Source organism: Alkalihalobacterium chitinilyticum, assembly GCF_029028005.1.
GTDB classification, from domain to species: domain Bacteria; phylum Bacillota; class Bacilli; order Bacillales; family Bacillaceae_F; genus Alkalihalobacterium; species Alkalihalobacterium chitinilyticum.
Map to the genome: position 1 here is coordinate 398,262 of NZ_JAOTPO010000002.1, position 16,938 is coordinate 415,199.

General features: G+C 37.9%; 15 protein-coding genes. 9 read left to right on the plus strand and 6 right to left on the minus strand.

The window, feature by feature from the left end; translation table 11 throughout:
* Nucleotides 1-41 precede the first annotated feature (41 nt).
* Together N7Z68_RS04585 and prpE are read right to left on the minus strand one after the other, a co-directional pair.
* On the minus strand, nucleotides 42-482 hold the full coding sequence (locus N7Z68_RS04585) for a hypothetical protein (protein WP_275117282.1): 441 nt from the start codon (nucleotides 480-482) through the stop codon (nucleotides 42-44).
* Between the two features lie 20 nt (nucleotides 483-502).
* The gene (prpE, locus tag N7Z68_RS04590) at nucleotides 503-1,252 is read right to left on the minus strand and encodes a bis(5'-nucleosyl)-tetraphosphatase PrpE (RefSeq protein ID WP_275117283.1); all 750 of its coding nucleotides are present in this window, start codon (nucleotides 1,250-1,252) and stop codon (nucleotides 503-505) included.
* Nucleotides 1,253-1,427: 175 nt separating this feature from the next.
* On the opposite strand from prpE, the gene N7Z68_RS04595 reads away from it, so the two are divergent.
* From N7Z68_RS04595 to N7Z68_RS04630, 8 genes are all read left to right on the plus strand, one after another.
* Nucleotides 1,428-3,497 (plus strand): cation:proton antiporter, encoded by a 2,070-nt coding sequence (locus N7Z68_RS04595; RefSeq protein WP_275117284.1) that lies wholly within the window; start codon nucleotides 1,428-1,430, stop codon nucleotides 3,495-3,497.
* A 212-nt stretch (nucleotides 3,498-3,709) separates the two neighbouring features.
* Nucleotides 3,710-3,859, plus strand: coding sequence for a hypothetical protein (locus tag N7Z68_RS04600; RefSeq protein WP_275117285.1), 150 nt, complete (start codon nucleotides 3,710-3,712; stop codon nucleotides 3,857-3,859).
* Between the two features lie 157 nt (nucleotides 3,860-4,016).
* Nucleotides 4,017-4,796: an enoyl-ACP reductase FabI gene (fabI, locus tag N7Z68_RS04605; protein ID WP_275117286.1), complete on the plus strand. Its 780-nt coding sequence runs from the start codon at nucleotides 4,017-4,019 to the stop codon at nucleotides 4,794-4,796.
* A gap of 330 nt (nucleotides 4,797-5,126) precedes the next feature.
* The gene (locus N7Z68_RS04610) at nucleotides 5,127-5,276 is read left to right on the plus strand and encodes a hypothetical protein (RefSeq protein WP_275117287.1); all 150 of its coding nucleotides are present in this window, start codon (nucleotides 5,127-5,129) and stop codon (nucleotides 5,274-5,276) included.
* A gap of 593 nt (nucleotides 5,277-5,869) precedes the next feature.
* A complete protein-coding gene (locus N7Z68_RS04615; RefSeq protein WP_275117288.1) occupies nucleotides 5,870-6,223 on the plus strand; it encodes a DUF1360 domain-containing protein in 354 nt (117 codons plus the stop codon).
* 108 nt (nucleotides 6,224-6,331) lie between these two features.
* A complete protein-coding gene (locus N7Z68_RS04620) occupies nucleotides 6,332-7,297 on the plus strand; it encodes a dTDP-glucose 4,6-dehydratase (protein ID WP_373323101.1) in 966 nt (321 codons plus the stop codon).
* A 177-nt stretch (nucleotides 7,298-7,474) separates the two neighbouring features.
* The gene (locus N7Z68_RS04625) at nucleotides 7,475-8,587 is read left to right on the plus strand and encodes a CotS family spore coat protein (RefSeq protein ID WP_275117290.1); all 1,113 of its coding nucleotides are present in this window, start codon (nucleotides 7,475-7,477) and stop codon (nucleotides 8,585-8,587) included.
* Nucleotides 8,584-10,428 (plus strand): glycosyltransferase family 4 protein, encoded by a 1,845-nt coding sequence (locus tag N7Z68_RS04630; RefSeq protein ID WP_275117291.1) that lies wholly within the window; start codon nucleotides 8,584-8,586, stop codon nucleotides 10,426-10,428. Before N7Z68_RS04625 ends, N7Z68_RS04630 begins: the two co-directional genes overlap by 4 nt.
* 181 nt (nucleotides 10,429-10,609) lie before the next feature.
* Here N7Z68_RS04630 and N7Z68_RS04635 read toward each other — a convergent pair whose 3' ends face one another.
* Nucleotides 10,610-11,023, minus strand: a complete 414-nt coding sequence (locus N7Z68_RS04635) for a hypothetical protein (protein ID WP_275117292.1) — start codon at nucleotides 11,021-11,023, stop codon at nucleotides 10,610-10,612.
* A 218-nt stretch (nucleotides 11,024-11,241) separates the two neighbouring features.
* Here N7Z68_RS04635 and N7Z68_RS04640 point away from each other — a divergent pair, with 218 nt between their 5' ends.
* Nucleotides 11,242-13,104, plus strand: a complete 1,863-nt coding sequence (locus tag N7Z68_RS04640; protein ID WP_275117293.1) for a hypothetical protein — start codon at nucleotides 11,242-11,244, stop codon at nucleotides 13,102-13,104.
* 86 nt (nucleotides 13,105-13,190) lie between these two features.
* Here the strand turns inward: N7Z68_RS04640 and sat are convergent, their stop codons facing one another.
* Genes sat through N7Z68_RS04655 form a run of 3 tightly spaced genes read right to left on the minus strand, consistent with a single transcriptional unit; the run spans nucleotide 13,191 to nucleotide 16,761 of the window.
* Entirely contained in the window at nucleotides 13,191-14,327 is a 1,137-nt protein-coding gene (sat, locus tag N7Z68_RS04645) for a sulfate adenylyltransferase (protein ID WP_275117294.1), read from the minus strand.
* A 5-nt stretch (nucleotides 14,328-14,332) separates the two neighbouring features.
* Nucleotides 14,333-14,956, minus strand: a complete 624-nt coding sequence (gene cysC, locus N7Z68_RS04650; RefSeq protein ID WP_275117295.1) for an adenylyl-sulfate kinase — start codon at nucleotides 14,954-14,956, stop codon at nucleotides 14,333-14,335.
* A gap of 35 nt (nucleotides 14,957-14,991) precedes the next feature.
* Nucleotides 14,992-16,761, minus strand: a complete 1,770-nt coding sequence (locus N7Z68_RS04655) for an SLC13 family permease (RefSeq protein ID WP_275117296.1) — start codon at nucleotides 16,759-16,761, stop codon at nucleotides 14,992-14,994.
* Between the last annotated feature and the right edge of the window lie 177 nt (nucleotides 16,762-16,938).

A 16,938-nucleotide genomic window follows, 5' to 3' on the forward strand; every position in this document is an offset into this window, starting at 1 on the left:
CGGATCTTTTTGTCCTCCTTTTTGAACACTTACTAGAAAAATTAATTGGTTTCTAGTTCAACATTTGTGATTGTAAATCGAGTGATATCATCGCCCGCTTCATCAAAAATAACAACTTCGACAGCTTCTGTTAACTCTTCTTCAGCAAAGGTTTGTTCTACTTCAAATGATTCCCCAATAAAAAAACCGCTGTTTGCTCCAATTTTAAAGGCTTCTGGAACTTGACTTTCATTAACAAAGACAAGTGTTTCTTGTCCAAATGCTTCAACTAATTCTTCGTTTAGTAATTCAAACTTCGCAAATAAATTAGGAGAAGATAAGTTACTCGTATTTTCAAGGCGGACGTAGAAAGTCAGCAAGTTTCTGTCCTCATCCATAATGATTCTGCTTTGTTCCATATCCCCTTGAATTTCTAATTGGGGACCACAACTCGCAAGGACAAAAAGTGTTAAAGAAAGGAGGATTAGTTTTAAAAAATGCATTATTTTTCACCTTCTTAAAATTACTCAATTGTATCGTCAAACTTTCGGAATTTCTCTCCAACGTAAGGCATTGTTGAAGGAACAGAAATGGTTTCTAATTCAGGGTAACGCAGTGCCGTTAGTTTTCCACCGAAAACACAACCGGTATCAATATTTACGGTATGATGAATAAATCGTGGTTCGGCAACTGGCGTGTGCCCGTACACAACCCAAGCTTCACCTGAGTATTTCTTTGCCCAATCTCTTCTTACAGGTGAACCATCCGGATGTTTTTCGCCCGTAATATCTCCATATAGGACAAACGTTTTTACTTTTTTATCCTGTCTGCCTATGTAATCCTGTCTAATACCAGCATGAGCAATCACGAGCCTTCCTTCATCTAATACAGCATACAAGTCAGAGTTTTCGACGAGTTTCCGAAACTTCGAGCTTATTGAATTATAATCTTTGCGAGATAACTGTTCAAGTTCTGCGACTGTCGTTTCTAAACCGTGAGTCGTTTGGACATTCCGACCAAGAAAATAACGATAAAGTTTATCACAGTGGTTTCCAGGTACATAATGAGCAAGCTGTCGGTTAACGAGCTCATAAACGACTTCTATGACTTTAATAGAATAAGGCCCTCGATCTGTTAAATCGCCAACAAAAGCAAGCTTTCTCCGGTTTGGATGAAGCGGAATGCCCTCTTGCCACTCATAGCCAAGCTTTTCAGTTAGTTGGACGAATTCATCATAACAACCATGAATATCACCAATAATATCTATAGACATAATAGTTTCCTCCAATGTAAAAGTATAGTATTATAAAAACTTGTTCTTCTGCATAGTACAAGCCAAATACCCATAAAATGAGGGGAATATGGTGTCCTATATTAGTTGGTTTTTGTACCATTGATTGAACATGGAACATTACATATGAAAACAATCGATTAAAAAGGAGGGAGCCATGAATATTTTAGAAAATCCAATATCAAATCCAGTCTTAATCTTTGCAATTGCTATGGTAGTATTCCTGTTAGCTCCCATAATAATGGCGAGAATAAAAGTACCTGGTCTTATTGGGTTAATCTTTGCAGGTGTCATTATTGGACCTAAAGGTTTGGGCATTCTTGATCGTGACCCGACAATTATATTATTAGGAACTGTTGGACTTTTATATATTATTTTTATCGCAGGACTAGAAATTGATTTAGAAGGCTTCAAAAAATATCGTCAACGAAGTATTGTGTTCGGTTCACTCTCGTTCACTATACCATTTATTTTTGGGACGTCTCTAGGATTATTGCTTCAATACTCAGTTCCAGCAGCGATTTTATTAGGTTCTTTGTTAGGCTCGCACACTTTACTCGCATACCCGATTGCTAGTCGCCTAGGGATATCAAAAAATAAAAGTGTAACAACGACTGTCGGTGGAACGATTATGACTGATACGTCAGCGTTACTTATTCTCGCGATCATAGCAGCGTCGATGGAAGGGGAATTAAATCTAGCCTTCTGGTTTACGATGATCTTGTCATTAGTCCTTTATGTTGGGATTGTATTCCTCATTATCCCAACGCTGGCACGTTACTTTTTCCGTTCGATGAGCAGTGAAGGCACGTTGGATTATATTTTTGTCATGGCCGTTTTGTTTGTGACAGCTTTTTTCGCAACGGTAGCCGGGTTAGAACCAATCATTGGTGCGTTCCTAGCTGGATTAGCGTTGAACCGTTTTATATTAGAACATAGTCCGTTAATGAACCGGATTAAATTTGTTGGTAACGCGATCTTTATTCCTTTCTTCTTATTATCTGTCGGTATGCTGATGGATATAAGAGTACTATTGAGTGAACCTAGTGCTTGGATCTTGGCAGCTGCTATTGTTTTGTTTGTGCAACTGGGTAAGTTTTTAGCAGCATGGGTAAGTGGAAAACTCTACAAATATTCAAAAGATGAAGTACGACTAATGTTCGGTTTATCTGTTCCGCAAGCGGCAGCAACCCTTGCAGCAACCCTAGTCGGCTTTGACTTAGGCTTATTTGATCAAGCGACAGTCAATGGTGTAATTGTGATGATCCTTGTGACTTGCATGGTTGGACCGTATACCGTTGAAAAGTATGGACGGAGACTGGCGTTATTAGAAGAACAACAACCGTATGAACCGAGTAGTGCACCAGACCGTATTTTAGTTCCATTGGCCAATCCAAATTCAGTAGAAAATTTATTGAATTTATCATTTAGTCTTCGAGGAAATAGTACAGAACCGATCTATCCGTTAACGGTTGCTAGGGAACAAAATGGTCGATCGGCAGAAAAAGTAGCTGAAGCTGAAAAAATGTTAGGCAAAGCACTGACTTATGCGTCGGGAGCCAACATTCCCGTCCATTTGTTAACACGTGTTGATCCAAACGTATCTTCAGGAATAATTAGAGCGATAGAAGAAACGAGAATTACAAAGATTGTTATCGGTTGGAATGGTAAGTTATCAACGCCCCAGAAAATTTTTGGTGGGGTACTCGATCAGTTACTCAATCTGACCAATGAGATGGTTTTAGTATCTATGCTTGGCCATCCATTAAATACGACGAAACGCATCGTACTTATTCTGCCTTCGGGTGTCGATCATAAATCAGGGTATTATGAGGGTGTAAAGACAATTAAAGAAATGGCCAATAACATTGGTGCCAAATTATCAGTTCTAATCATTAAAGATGATAGTAAGTACTACAAGAAATCATTTGAACAAATGAAACCGGATGTTTCCATGAAATTTGCGAACGTAAAGACTTGGAATGAGTTGATTGATAATTATCTATTAATGCTCAAAAAAGATGACTTAGTCGTTGTATTAAGTGCTAGAAGAGGAACGATTGCGTGGCATCCAAAGTTAGAAGAAATCCCAAGAATCTTAGCGAAGTCTATCCCTGAAAGCTTTATTATTTTATTCCCGCCAGAACGAGATAAAGTAGATTTACGTGGTTCAAGAGGAACGGATGTACCAAGAACTCTACTTCCGAGAAGGGAATTTGATGATTAATTTTCGGATCTTTTCTCATAGATGGATACTCTTGTTTTATGACCTTAAGCTAAGCGGGGGCTTGGCCCTTGACGATTTGCGTGAAGCTTTTGAAACGGTCCAAAAGCAACAAAGTATATGAAAACAACAACAATTTTTAAACCTCCTATTATTAGGAGGTTTTTTGTTGGTGATAATAATACCAAACATTTACAGAAAAGAGGGAAAAGCATATGGAGATGGAACCAACCGTCATTTGTCCTAAATGTAAACTTGAAAAACCATTAAATCACTTATTAACAGCCCAATCGAACCAAAATGTCATTTTTGAATGTGAAAACTGTCATTTTATTAAACGGAATATTATGACAAAAAAAGGGTAATACCGATTGATGAAGAATATTAACAGGGAAACCTGTACCAACATCTGAAAAACGTGATATACTTATACTATTGGTACCTAGTACTAATAGTAAGTATACATTATTTGAGGAAGTTACTATTAAATAGTTCTAATATAGTAGGAGGGGATTGGAAAATATGAATTTATCATTAGAAGGTCGTACATACGTCATTATGGGGGTTGCGAATAAACGAAGTATCGCTTGGGGGATTTCTCAATCGCTATCAAAAGCTGGAGCCCGTTTAATTTTTACTTACGCTGGGGAACGCTTGGAAAAGAACGTTCGTGATTTAGCAGCAACGTTAGAGCGCGATGATTATTTAGTTCTCCCGTGTGACGTAACAAATGATGAGGAAATTGATAAAACGTTTGCCAGCATAAAGGAACAAGTAGGAGTCATTCATGGACTGGCTCATTGTATTGGATTTGCAAATAAAGATGAGCTGGACGGCGAATATTTAAATACAACTCGTGATGGGTTCTTACTCGCGCAAAATATTAGCTCATATTCTTTAACAGCGGTTGCAAAAGCAGCGCGTCCATTAATGACAGAAGGCGGAAGTATTGTAACTCTTACTTACTTAGGTGGAGAACGTGTCGTGAAGAACTATAATGTGATGGGCGTTGCCAAAGCGTCATTGGATGCAAGTGTAAAATATTTAGCCAATGACTTAGGGAAAGACGGTATCCGCGTTAACTCGATTTCTGCAGGCCCAATTCGTACATTAGCAGCCAAAGGAATTTCTGGCTTTAATGATGTTCTAAAAGAAATTGAAGAACGTGCACCGCTTCGCCGTACAACAACACAAGAAGAAGTTGGAGATACTGCACTATTCTTAATGAGTGACTTAGCCCGTGGGATTACTGGTGAGATGATCCACGTAGACTGCGGATATAATATCTTAGCGTTATCATAAAGGAAGGAGAGGAACTTAGTTGAAGTTCCTCTTCTCATTTTGTTTTCTGTATGTTTTTCGTTAGGCACTTTATTAGAGGCTGACTCGAAGGTTACATTTAGTGACTGGCTCGAGTCGGCCTTTTGTGTTTTAACGATTGGCCGCGCATTTAGGAAAAAGCTGAGAGGAATTATTAAGCGAAATAATGGAATGGTGAGCGTTAGAGGGAAAAATTAGGAGAAATCGTGAACGAAAGGCGCGGAATCGTGAGCAGTAGAGGGAAAAATTAGGAGAAAGCGTGAACGAAAAGCCGTGGATCGTGAGCAGTAGAGGGAAAAATTAGGAGGAAGCGTGAACAGGAAGCGCGGAATCGTAAGCAGTAGAGGGAAAATTAGGAGAAATCGTGAACGAAAAGCCGTGGATCGTGAGCGACAGCGGGAAAAATTAGGAGAAATCGTGAACGAAAGGCGCAGAATCGTGAGCAGTAGAGGGAAAAATTAGGAGGAAGCGTGAACGAAACGCGCGGAATCGTGAGCGGTAGAGGGAAAAATTAGGAGAAAGCGTGAACGAAAAGCCGTGAATCGTGAGCAGTAGAGGGAAAAATTAGGAGAAATCGTGAACGAAAGGCCGTGGATCGTGAGCGGTAGAGGGAAAAATTAGGAGAAAGCGTGAACGAAAGGCTGTGGATCGTGAGCGGTAAAGGGAAAAATTAGGAGAAAGCATGAACGAAAAGCGCGGAATCGTGAGCAGTAGAGGAAAAAACTAGGAGAACGCGTGAATGAAAAGCCGTGGATCGTGAGCAGTAGAGGGAAAAACTAGGAGGAAGGGAGGAAGCGTTAACCAATAGCACAGAATGCGGCCGATACAATTAGAAACAGCCTCTTCCGCTAAGAAGAGGCTACTTCTAATACTGGCTAAATTTATTCTCTTGCTCCATATGTAAAGTGTGCATATATCTCTAAGGACGAGCTGAAAAAAAATCTTTAGCATCGCGTGAGTAACGGAGATTTCCATACAAAAACATAATGTGGCTAGGCACATATTTAGATTAAGTACATATTTTGTTAGCAGATTAACTACAAGGATGGATGAAAATGATAAGTCCTTTTGAATTCATTTTGTTACTGGTAGCATCTTTTCGTTTAGCACACTTAATTGTATTGGATGAAATAATGGCACCGTTTAGAAAACCATTTCACAAAATCACAACAGAAACATTACCAGATGGAACGACAGCATCTTTTCTAGAAGTAAAAGGTAGCGGGATCAGAAAGTTTATCGGTGAATTAATCGCTTGTTATTGGTGCACAGGAATTTGGACAGCAGCACTTCTATATTTTGGATTTATCTATTTTCCAATTGTGTTTCTCCCAGTCGTTATCATCTTGGCGATCGCTGGGGCCGGCTCTGTAATTGAAGCCATTGTCCAAAAGATCATGCATTCATAGTTATAATCACGCTAGGCATGACTTCTGTTTAATTAATATTCAATGGTTGACAGCATAGCATACTGAGGTTTAAAGGAAAAAGCTTAAAACGTCAAAAATATGGAGGGAATGAAGGTGAGAAAGGAAGTATTAGTAACTGGTGGTGCAGGTTTTATTGGGGCTAACTTCATACAATACCTTCTTGACCATACATCCTACCACATAACCAATATTGACTCTCTCACACATTCAGCCAATCCAGAAGCCCTTATGCAATTTTCAAAATCACCTTATTATAGGTTTTATCTATTAGACTTACGTAATCAAGACCAATTAAATGAGGTTTTTGATCGTCAATATGACGTAATCATTCACTTTGCAGCCCTAACAGACGTAAATGAAAAAAAGTACTCACCTATCGAATATTATGACGTAAATGTGTTAGGTACGATGAACTTATTAGAGAAGGTAAGGCAAGGTTACGCTGGGAAGTTCATTTATGTTTCAACGGGAAAAGTTTATGGTGGACTAGAAGAAAAAGAGCGTCCTAGTACAGAAGAAACGGTGATCAATCCTAATAATAGTTACGTAGAAAGTAAAGTAAGCGGTGAAATGATAGTACGTTCGTATATAAATGCTTACCAAATACCTGCGATTATCACACGGTGCAGTAATAATTATGGACCATACCAACAAAAACAAAAATTAATTCCAACCGTTATTTTAAATGCATTAGAGGAAAAAGAAATCCCGGTATATGGTGATGGTGAACATGTTCGTGATTGGATATTTGTAAAGGATCATTGTAGAGCGATTCATACAGTTCTAGAACATGGAAAATTAGGAGAAGTCTACAACATTAGCGGTGGACGGGAGCGCTCCACTTTGGATGTCGTAAAACTCATCCTCGATTATATGAATAAAAGTCACCAGTTGATACGACACGTAGAGGATCGTGAAGAAGGCGACCGGCGTTATGCCTTGAATTGGGAGAAGGCAAACTTTACATTAAGCTGGAAACCAGAAATGTCTTTTTATAATGGCTTAGTAAAGACCATCGAGTGGTACACATCAAAACAACTTCAACAAACTTAATATTCCTAGTAGCTGGCAATGCCTATTATCAGTAAAAGAAAAGCGAAAGGACTCAAGGTAATTTTAGTTACCACCTGAGTTTTTTCGCTTTTTTTGTTTTTGTAGGTATTTGTCCATTTCTAAAATGCCGCTAAGGAATACATTAATTATTATATTAGACAATGAGGAGGTAAATAAATGGAAAAAGAACAGCTAATTACCCCTTGGGATGTAGAAGAAGCTGAACGACAAGATACATTCTATGTACCAGAATATGTTGTTAACATGGCGTATGAAGTGATTAAACACTACGATATGAAGGTCAGCCATATGGAAGTTATTACAACGAAGGCTGATAAAGGTGGACTAATCTGGAAAATAGAAACCGATAAAGGTCCGAGAAGCTTAAAATTGTTACATCGTAGACCAACGAGAAGTTTATTTAGTCTAGGTGCTCAAGAATATTTAGTAAAAGAAAAAAAGGCCAGAGTCCCGCAAATCATACCGACAAAAGACGATAAACTTTACGTAGAAATGGGTGGAAAACTTTGGTTTGTTGCAGAGTGGATTGAGTCACTGTTCCAAGTAACCAAAGACTTAGAAGGTGCTAAAGAACTTTGTTATGCCATTGGAGAGTTTCATAAGTTATCTAAAGGATACACACCGCCACCTGGAGCAGAAAATGCATCAAGACTGTACCGTTGGCCAAAGACCTATAACAAAATTGTTAAAAAAATGACGTGGTTAAGAGATATAGCAACGGTTTATGATGAGATGCCAGCAAGCGGAACAGTACTATCTGTTATCGATACGTTTGAAGAGCAAGCCGTTAAAGCTTTTGAAAGGTTAGAGAGCTCGGTTTATTATAATTTAGTAAAAAAAGGAAATAAAGAGTGGGGACTTGTTCACCAAGATTATGGTTGGTCCAACGGGCAAAAAGGTGACGGCGGCATGTGGATCATTGACCTTGATGGTGTAGCTTATGATTTACCTATACGTGATCTACAAAAATTAATGACAGGAACGATGGATGATTTAGGTGGATGGGATGTCCATTGGATAAAAGAGATGATTTCCGCCTACCACGAGGCTAATCCTATAGACGACCAACTGTACGAAATATTAATGATTGATCTAGCATTACCAAACTTGTTTTATAAAAATGTAAAAGAAATGGTCTATGAGCCAACTGTCTTTATGGATGAAGAACTTAAGAATTTAGTGCAAAGAATTGTAGATATAGATAAAACAAAATGGCCTGTTTTAGAAGAACTAGCTGACAATAGCTGGCTTGGGGGAAAAGGTAAGTGAGAGTTTTAATCATATGTACTGAAAAACTACCAGTTCCTCCTGTTCGTGGCGGGGCGATTCAAACGTATATTGCAGGTGCAGTTCCTTTTTTGAGTAAAAAACATGAAATTACAATTCTCGGAAGAAATGATGAGTCATTACCTGATAAAGAGACAAAAGAGGGCATACATTATGTCCGGATACCAGGTGGACTCCTTGAAACATACCGACAAGGCGTTGTTGACTATTTAAAGTCTAGCTCCAAGTTTGACTTAATTCACATTTTTAACCGACCGCGTCTTGTTGCCCCAGTCCGTGAATGTGTACCGAATGCCCGCATCATATTAAGCATGCACAATGATATGTTTAAACCGCAAAAGATCGACTATGAAGAAGGAATCCTTGCCATAGAAGAAGTCGATAAGATCATCACAATCAGTAATTATATTGGGGAGGAGATTACAAAATTATTTCCTCAAGCCGAGTCGAAATTAAAAACCATATATTCTGGCGTTGACTTGGAGCAATTTGTCCCTATTTCGTCATCAAAAGCGAAAAAGATTAGAAAAAAAATTCGAAACGAAAACAATTTAAAAGGTAAAAAAGTCATTTTATTCGCAGGCAGATTATCGGCTAACAAAGGTGCTGATGTACTGATTAAAGCAATGAATACCCTGGCAAAAAAACACTCCAATATTGCACTCGTTCTCATGGGAAGCAAGTGGTTTAGTGATAATAGAATCACAGACTATATTGCGTTTGTTCGTACGTTAGCAGAGCGCTCTCCTGTTCCTGTTATTACAACAGGATTTGTAACACCCGATAAAATTCATGAGTGGTTTGCAGCCGCAGACATTTTCGTCTGTCCTTCGCAGTGGCAAGAACCACTAGCGAGAGTCCACTATGAAGCAATGGCCACAGGATTACCGATTGTAACAACAGCAAGAGGAGGCAACCCGGAAGTCATTGAGGTGAATAAAAACGGGCTTATAGTTGAAAAACCACGTGATCCTGAACAATTTGCTGATCATTTATCAGATCTGCTGTCTAATCCAGAAAAGTGTAAAGAAATGGGGAAGTACGGACGTAAGCTAGCAGAAGAAAAATACAGCTGGAACCGTGTCGTGACAGACATTCTTGGGGTTTGGAGTGAGGTTGAGACAGGGGTTTCTGTTGATAGAACATTAAATAACGCAGAAAAGCCAATAGTGGATGAAGTTCATCAAGAAAAAGAAGAAGTAGACGTCAAACCCAATTTAAAAAAGAAACGACTTGTTGTTCGTATCACAAAAGGAAAGGAAAAAGGAAAAGTAATAGAGTTAGAAAAAGAAGAGATACAAGGAAACGTTAAAACTGAGGAACTGAAAGAGGCTCAATTGGATGGGAAGACTAATAAAGCGAAAGAACTTCACCGAGCTGGAGAAGAGAAAGAGCGTGTGTTAGAAAGATTACAAATAGCAGAAGTGGTTGAAGCCGATGTGGCTGAGGCTCCAATAGATGATGAGACAGATGAGATGGTCAAAATTGAGGAAACGGAAGAATTTCAAAAGCAAGAGGTTGAGGTTAAGGCAATACCTCAAGAAGAAATGATAGAAGACGTAGAAACCGTAGAAACCGTAGAAACCGTTGCAGAAGCTTCAGAAGTTAGAGTAGTAGAAGGTATAGAAGAAGTAGATGAACCCAAAGAAGTAGAATCAGCAGAAACCGTAGAGATCGTCAACACTCTAGAAGTTGAGGGCACTGAAAAACCAGACATAGCTGAAGTAAAGATGGATTTGGGGTTAAAAGAGCTAATCGCCGAATTAATAAAAATAAAAGAAGTTAATCAACTAATTGATGAAAATGGGAGTAAACGGGATTGATTAAGAGTAGTTGTGCTTATCATCCGCCAGCTCCTCCATGGATAGTAAAGTGAGTTAATAGGTACTGAGTAACAAAAGAGGTTGGCTTTGATTATTCATCAAAGTCAATCTCTTATTTTATTTTTTTTATATGTTTAGATTAAAAGTTATTCAATCTATTCAATGGATAATAGACTAGTCCTTAAGCATTTGACTGTTTGTCTATTGTGCTCACATCTTCAATTAAAAATTCCAAAATAATATTGATATTAATCGTTAAATTTATTACTTCTTCTAGTTTTTTGATCAATTGTAAACGTTCTTCGATCGCAAGGTTGTCTTGATTGATACTAAAGCATACAGCGTTTATCGCATTCGCTAGAGCATTTTCAATATTCGCTACTGAAGTGATTAATTCATCCAGACTCTCATTAGATACTTGAGGAAATTCTTGTTGGTGAGTAAATTCCGGTTGATGATGAGATATTGGCTGAGATTCTGGCTGATGGGAAGATTTCGGTAAAGGTACTGTATGCTTATTTGCAGGTTTCTTATATGTCCTTTTTTTCTTTGTATGGAAATTCGATACATAACATGTAGTGCTGTATAGACTCACGGCAGACCACTCCTTTGACCAATATAATATACAGTATTACAAAAGGGTTTGAGCAGTATAGGTAGTTGTTGAAGGCGAACATGGATTTTCTAATAAGGTAAGTAATCTAATACAAAATTAGTGGTTCATCTATATTAAATACAGATATCTGTTTATACCCTTTCTACTAGACGAGCATACAATACTATGATTTATAGTTTGAAGGAGGTATGTTCATTTTGGAGAAAAAAGAGTTACAAAGACTAAAAGAAGAAAGGCAAAGAAAGCATAAAGAGGCTGATCGAGTTCGTGCAGCCGACGTTAGACCTCTGCAAGCGACACCGCTCGAATTAGCAAGTGCTATTGTTTCTCCTGCAACTCTAACCTGTTTAACAGATGCTGCTTTAGATGCTGTTAGCCCCCTGCAAGCGGAAGTTTTTACTTTCCCGCTTCAAGGATTTCCGACTAATGGGGATGCTTTTGCTGTATTAAGTAGTGGAATAGCGGGGGAAGCAAATGAAAGTAATATTTTTTGTAGTACCTGTTTTGAAAGTGAAACTGGTCCTGTAGGATTTGATACGGTTTCATTAAATTTAACGTTTAATCTTCCACAAAATCCCGGGAATTTAATTTTTAACTGGAAATTCGCTACTAGAGAATTTCCACCGACTTTTTTCAATGACTACTTTGATGTTCTTGTTAATGGTACTTCAATTACTGACTTTCCAATTACGGTCAATAACGCAGTGTTGTCTCTGCCAGCAGCAAATGATGTTTGTTATTCAAGAATTACACCAACAATTCAAACGGCTACATTTGATCTTTCTCCTTTTGCAGGGCAAACAATTACAGTCACTTTCCGAGTTTCAGATGTTGGAGACTGTGTCCTTGATACTGCTGCTTTTATTGATAACGTAAGGATTGAAGGGTGTGAAGCAAGAATAGCTGTTGATGATGCAGTGGCCGACATGGAACAGGCACTATCAGAGGCGTTAAATGCTTGTACAACACCACCCGCTTTCAGTATAGAAGAATGTTTATTAGCAATAACTAATAAAGAAATAGTGTTACAGTCTTTTCTTGAAACATCAAGAGATATAGCTGTTCCCCCTGCGTTCATATTAGCCGCTGCTGAAGTAGAACGAGCGTTAGCAGCTGCCTTAAGAGCTTGTATAGCACAAGGAGGAGACATAGAAAGATGTGTCACGTTAATTACGAAAAAAGAAACGGTTTTACAATTTTTGATGGATACATTACGAGACCCATTAATTTCCCAAAACGTTAAGGCTTCAGTTGTGTCTATGGAACAATCGTTAGCAGCTGCCTTAAGGGCTTGTATCGACGTAGGTGGAGATGTAGAAAGATGCATCCGATTGCTTACTAAAAAGGAAATTGTTTTACAATCCTTATTAAGAACAGCCAGAACGTGTATTGAAAGGACCACAACCTTTAGCAATACTGCGCCTATAGCTATTCCAGAAACGGGTACTGCCGGACCTGCAGCACCGTACCCTTCACCCATTGTCGTTTCTGGTCTAACAGGACCCATTATAAAAGTGACAGTAACGTTTAATAATTTTTCGCATACATTCCCAGCAGATATTGCAGCTATGTTAGTTGGACCTAGAGGTCAAGATACAATCTTAATGGCTCAAGCTGGTAGCGGTGCTAACATTGAAGATGTTACGCTAACATTTGACGATGATGCAGCGGAACCACTACCAATTCCTATTGTCTCAGGAACCTATCAACCGACTAATAATGGAATTAGTGTACCATTTCCATCTCCTGCACCCACTCCAACTACTAATGATGCATTGAGCGTCTATATTGGTACAGATCCAAATGGGACTTGGGAACTTTATATTAACGATCAGTTCCTTGGTGACACAGGTATTATGGCTGGTGGCTGGGAATTGCATATCACGACTTGTGAGCCAGTAGGTACAAATAATTTCAATACAACACAGTCAAATTGTAACGAGGAAAGAGTCCAGCAATTGCTGCAAGAATTCCATGCCTCTCATCCAACAAAAGAAGATCAAAAAGGCAGGAAAGAAAAACTGAAGAGGCTTCAGGAAAGATTAGGGGGTACGATTTGACGGAGTGTAACAATTAAGGTGGCTAATAAATATAAAGCAAAGGGATTGACATGAAGAATGTTTCATAGTCAATCCCTATTAACAATTTATTTTTTCATTCCCTTAATTAATACTTGAATTACTTCAGGTCGACTAAATTGTGGTGGGGGGGTAACACCGTTTCGTAACATTTCTCGTACTTTTGTTCCCGATAAGTGAAGGTGGTCTTCTTTTGGATGTGGACATGTTTTGCTAGAAGCCATGTTTCCGCATGTTGTACAATAAAAACTATGTTCAAAACATAGGATGTTAATGCCGATGTCTTCAGGCTTAAATTGCTTAAAAATTTCTTGGGCATCATACGTTCCGTAATAATCTCCAACCCCTGCATGGTCACGTCCAACGATAAAATGGGTACATCCGTAATTTTTTCTAACAAGGGCATGAAATATCGCTTCTTTCGGTCCAGCATATCGCATCGCAGCTGGGAATACCGATAAAAATACTCGTTCGTCTGGATAATAATTTTTTAATAGAACTTCATAGCTTTCCATTCTAACGTCAGCTGCAATATCATCTGATTTCGTTTCTCCTACAAGCGGATTGAGAAATAGTCCATCGACTGTTTCAAGAGCGCATTTTTGAATATATTCATGTGCTCTATGAACGGGGTTTCTCGTCTGGAATCCGACAACGGTTTTCCATCCTTTCTGTTCAAATGCTTTCCTCGTTTCCATAGGAGAATTGAAGTAAGACGAGAAACTATTATTTTTTGGTGGAAGTTTGGTTAAGGTGATAGGTCCAGCTACATAAACATTAGGTCGATCCAATAATTTTTTTACGCCTGGATGTTTCGTATCAGTTGTTTGATAAACGAGTTTAGCTTCTAATAATTTGTCTGGAACGTATATTTCTTGCACTTTTAGTACCCCGTAAACTGTATTCTTATAGGTTAATTTAATATTCTCTCCTAAATTTAAATGTTTTGCTACATTTTCATGCACAGGTAAAGTAACAGGGATACTCCAAACGAAGCCATTTTTTAGTTTCATATTATATAAAATAGATTTATAATCTTCTTTGCCAAGAAAACCAGTTAATGGACTAAATGCCCCATTTGCAATTAACTCCATATCAGACAACGCCATACTATCAATTTCAATTTCACTTGTAAGTGATGAATGGTCATAGTTTAAATCTATCTTATTAACAAGAAGTCCACCGTGGGGAATACTAAGTGTCAAAATTGTCACTCCTCTTCTCTCAAGTGTATTTTATTTTTAAGATATGATTGAATTTCTTGTACACATTCTTTTACAGACATAACTGTTGTATCAATCGTAATCTCTGGATTTTGTGGTTCTTCATATGGTTGGCTGATTCCAGTAAACTGTTTAATTTCTCCAAGGCGTGCCCTTTTATATAACCCTTTAGGATCACGTTTTTCACATTCCTGCAGTGAACATTTTACGTATACTTCAACAAATTCTTCAGGTTCGAAAAGTATCCTGGCCTGCTCGCGATCAGCTGCATAAGGTGATATGAGTGCAGCAAGCACGACTACACCAGCATCAACAAACAATTTGCCAACTTCAGCTGTGCGTCTTACATTTTCTTTTCGATCTTCTTCAGTAAATGTAAGGTTCCGATTGATTCCATGCCGGAGGTTGTCACCATCTAATAAATATACACTGCTACCGTCTTTATACAATTCGTGTTGAAGTGCGTTAGCGATAGTTGACTTTCCAGAACCAGATAGTCCTGTGAACCAGATCATTAAGCTTTTATGGCCATGTAGTTTTTGCCGATCTTCTTTCGTTATATCAGACTGATGCCATACAATATTTGAAGTTTCATTTTTGTTGTCTTCCATTTTTAAAGCTCCCTTCTTCTTAAATAACTTCCTGTTTATCCCCATATAAATACAGATAGAAGAACAGTAGTAATCATGCAAAGAAGACTAAGTGGAAAGCCTACTCTAAAAAAGTCAGTAAATTGGTATCCACCAGGTCCGTAAACTAATAAATTGGTTTGATAGCCTATCGGGGTAATAAAACTACAGGAGGCAGCAATAGCGATTATCATTGAAAATAGTTCAGGGTTATACCCTAGTTGAATAGCTAATGAGTATCCAATTGGAAAAATGAGAGCGGCGGCAGCAATATTGCTAATAATTTCTGTTAGGACTAAAGTTGAAAAGTATAATATAAAGCAAAGGATAATCAGGTTTATTTGATTTTCAAAGTTTAATAAGCTCGTTAAAAAAGTCGGTAAACCAGCGTTTTCTACTGCCTTTGCAATTCCAATGGCTGAAGCGATAAGAACTAAAATTCCCCAATCTATCGCTTTTTTTGCTTCTGACGTTGTTATCGATTTGGTTATTGTTAAAATGATCATTCCGAGTAAGGCTGCTTGAAGGATAGAAACGATTTGAAAAGCAGCTAAAGCAATGACAAAGATTACGGTTGGAATAATGATCTTGGATTTACCACTGCTAATTGGTTCGTCGGTTTCGACCCCAGATACAAGGTAAAAATCACGAGAATTTGACCAAGTTTTAATAAAATCCTGTCCAGCTAAAAGCAGAAGTGTGTCACCCGGTCTAATAGTCATATTTCCAATTCCGGAAGTAATATGCTGATTATTTCTTCGAATAGCAACAATAGCAGAGTTATACTGTGCTCTAAAATTTGAATTCTTTATCTTTTTACTAACTAACGGAGAAGAGTGAGAAACTACAACTTCAACTAGATTAGACTTGTTGTGTTGCGCCATACTGCTTGTTCCTTCCTTTACAGTGGGGAGTTCTAATCCTTTTAAGTTAAGCAATTTTAAGATGCTTTCTACATTCCCAGAAAAAATAAGTGAGTCATTTTCTTGGATCATTTCATAATTAGAAACTGGTGTAATTGTACTATTGTTACGAATGATTTGTACTAAAAAAATATCATGTAATGCTCTTAAATTTACGTCCTTTACTGCTTTACCAATCCATAACGAATTACTGATTACTTTAACTTCGACTGTGTAATCTTTTCGTATTGATTGATAAGCTTCGATCAAGTCTTTGTTATTAGGTAGTTTTTTTTGACCATAAAAAATCATATAGAATAGGCTGACTATAAATAATGGGATACCAATTAGTGAGAATTGAAACATTGAAAATCCTGGATGTCCATTTTGCTGTAGCAGTCCATGAATGAGTAAATTTGTTGAAGTTCCAATTAATGTAACGGTTCCTCCAATGATTGCGGCATAAGAGAGTGGAATTAAAAGCTTAGAAGGTGATATTTTGTGTTGAATTCCCCATTTATGAACGATAGGAGTTAGCATAGCTACAATCGGTGTATTGTTCATAAAAGCTGATAGGAAAGATACTGGAAACATGATTTTAATGAGGACGATTGAAAACTTTTTATTTTTCCCTAAGATACGTGTTAAGAGCTTAGGAACAATACCGCATTTTTGTACAGCGAAGGCAATAACCATTAGTAGGGCAATAGTATGGACGGCTGGGTTCGCAAAACCTTGAAATGCCTCATCGATAGAGAGTACTCCTAATACAATAAGTAAAGAGAAAGCTGTAAAAACAGTTAGTTCGGGTGTAAGCCACTCTTTGATAAGACTCAGGAACATTAGAAATAAAACAATACTGACGGTAATTCCAGCAAAGGACATAATAACACTCCACATTCATTTATACATATAGTTTATTTAGTATGTAAAAGTTGGTGTATTTGTCCCGACTAGCGCCTATATTGAAAAAAATGCGTGAGGATAAAAGCGCAAATATATCAACAATATGTTTTGAAACGAATTTATATTAAAGCTGTAACGCTACTTTAAAGAGGAAAA

Bases quoted from the DNA above. Each gene is read 5' to 3' on its own strand.
- N7Z68_RS04625 (WP_275117290.1), top strand. From the start codon at position 7,475: ATGGAAAAAGAACAGCTAATTACCCCTTGGGATGTAGAAGAAGCTGAA.
- cysC (WP_275117295.1), bottom strand. From the start codon at position 14,956: ATGGAAGACAACAAAAATGAAACTTCAAATATTGTATGGCATCAGTCT.
- N7Z68_RS04620 (WP_373323101.1), top strand. From the start codon at position 6,332: ATGAAGGTGAGAAAGGAAGTATTAGTAACTGGTGGTGCAGGTTTTATT.
- N7Z68_RS04600 (WP_275117285.1), top strand. From the start codon at position 3,710: ATGGAGATGGAACCAACCGTCATTTGTCCTAAATGTAAACTTGAAAAA.
- N7Z68_RS04615 (WP_275117288.1), top strand. From the start codon at position 5,870: ATGATAAGTCCTTTTGAATTCATTTTGTTACTGGTAGCATCTTTTCGT.
- prpE (WP_275117283.1), bottom strand. From the start codon at position 1,252: ATGTCTATAGATATTATTGGTGATATTCATGGTTGTTATGATGAATTC.
- fabI (WP_275117286.1), top strand. From the start codon at position 4,017: ATGAATTTATCATTAGAAGGTCGTACATACGTCATTATGGGGGTTGCG.
- N7Z68_RS04595 (WP_275117284.1), top strand. From the start codon at position 1,428: ATGAATATTTTAGAAAATCCAATATCAAATCCAGTCTTAATCTTTGCA.
- N7Z68_RS04585 (WP_275117282.1), bottom strand. From the start codon at position 482: ATGCATTTTTTAAAACTAATCCTCCTTTCTTTAACACTTTTTGTCCTT.
- N7Z68_RS04655 (WP_275117296.1), bottom strand. From the start codon at position 16,761: ATGTCCTTTGCTGGAATTACCGTCAGTATTGTTTTATTTCTAATGTTC.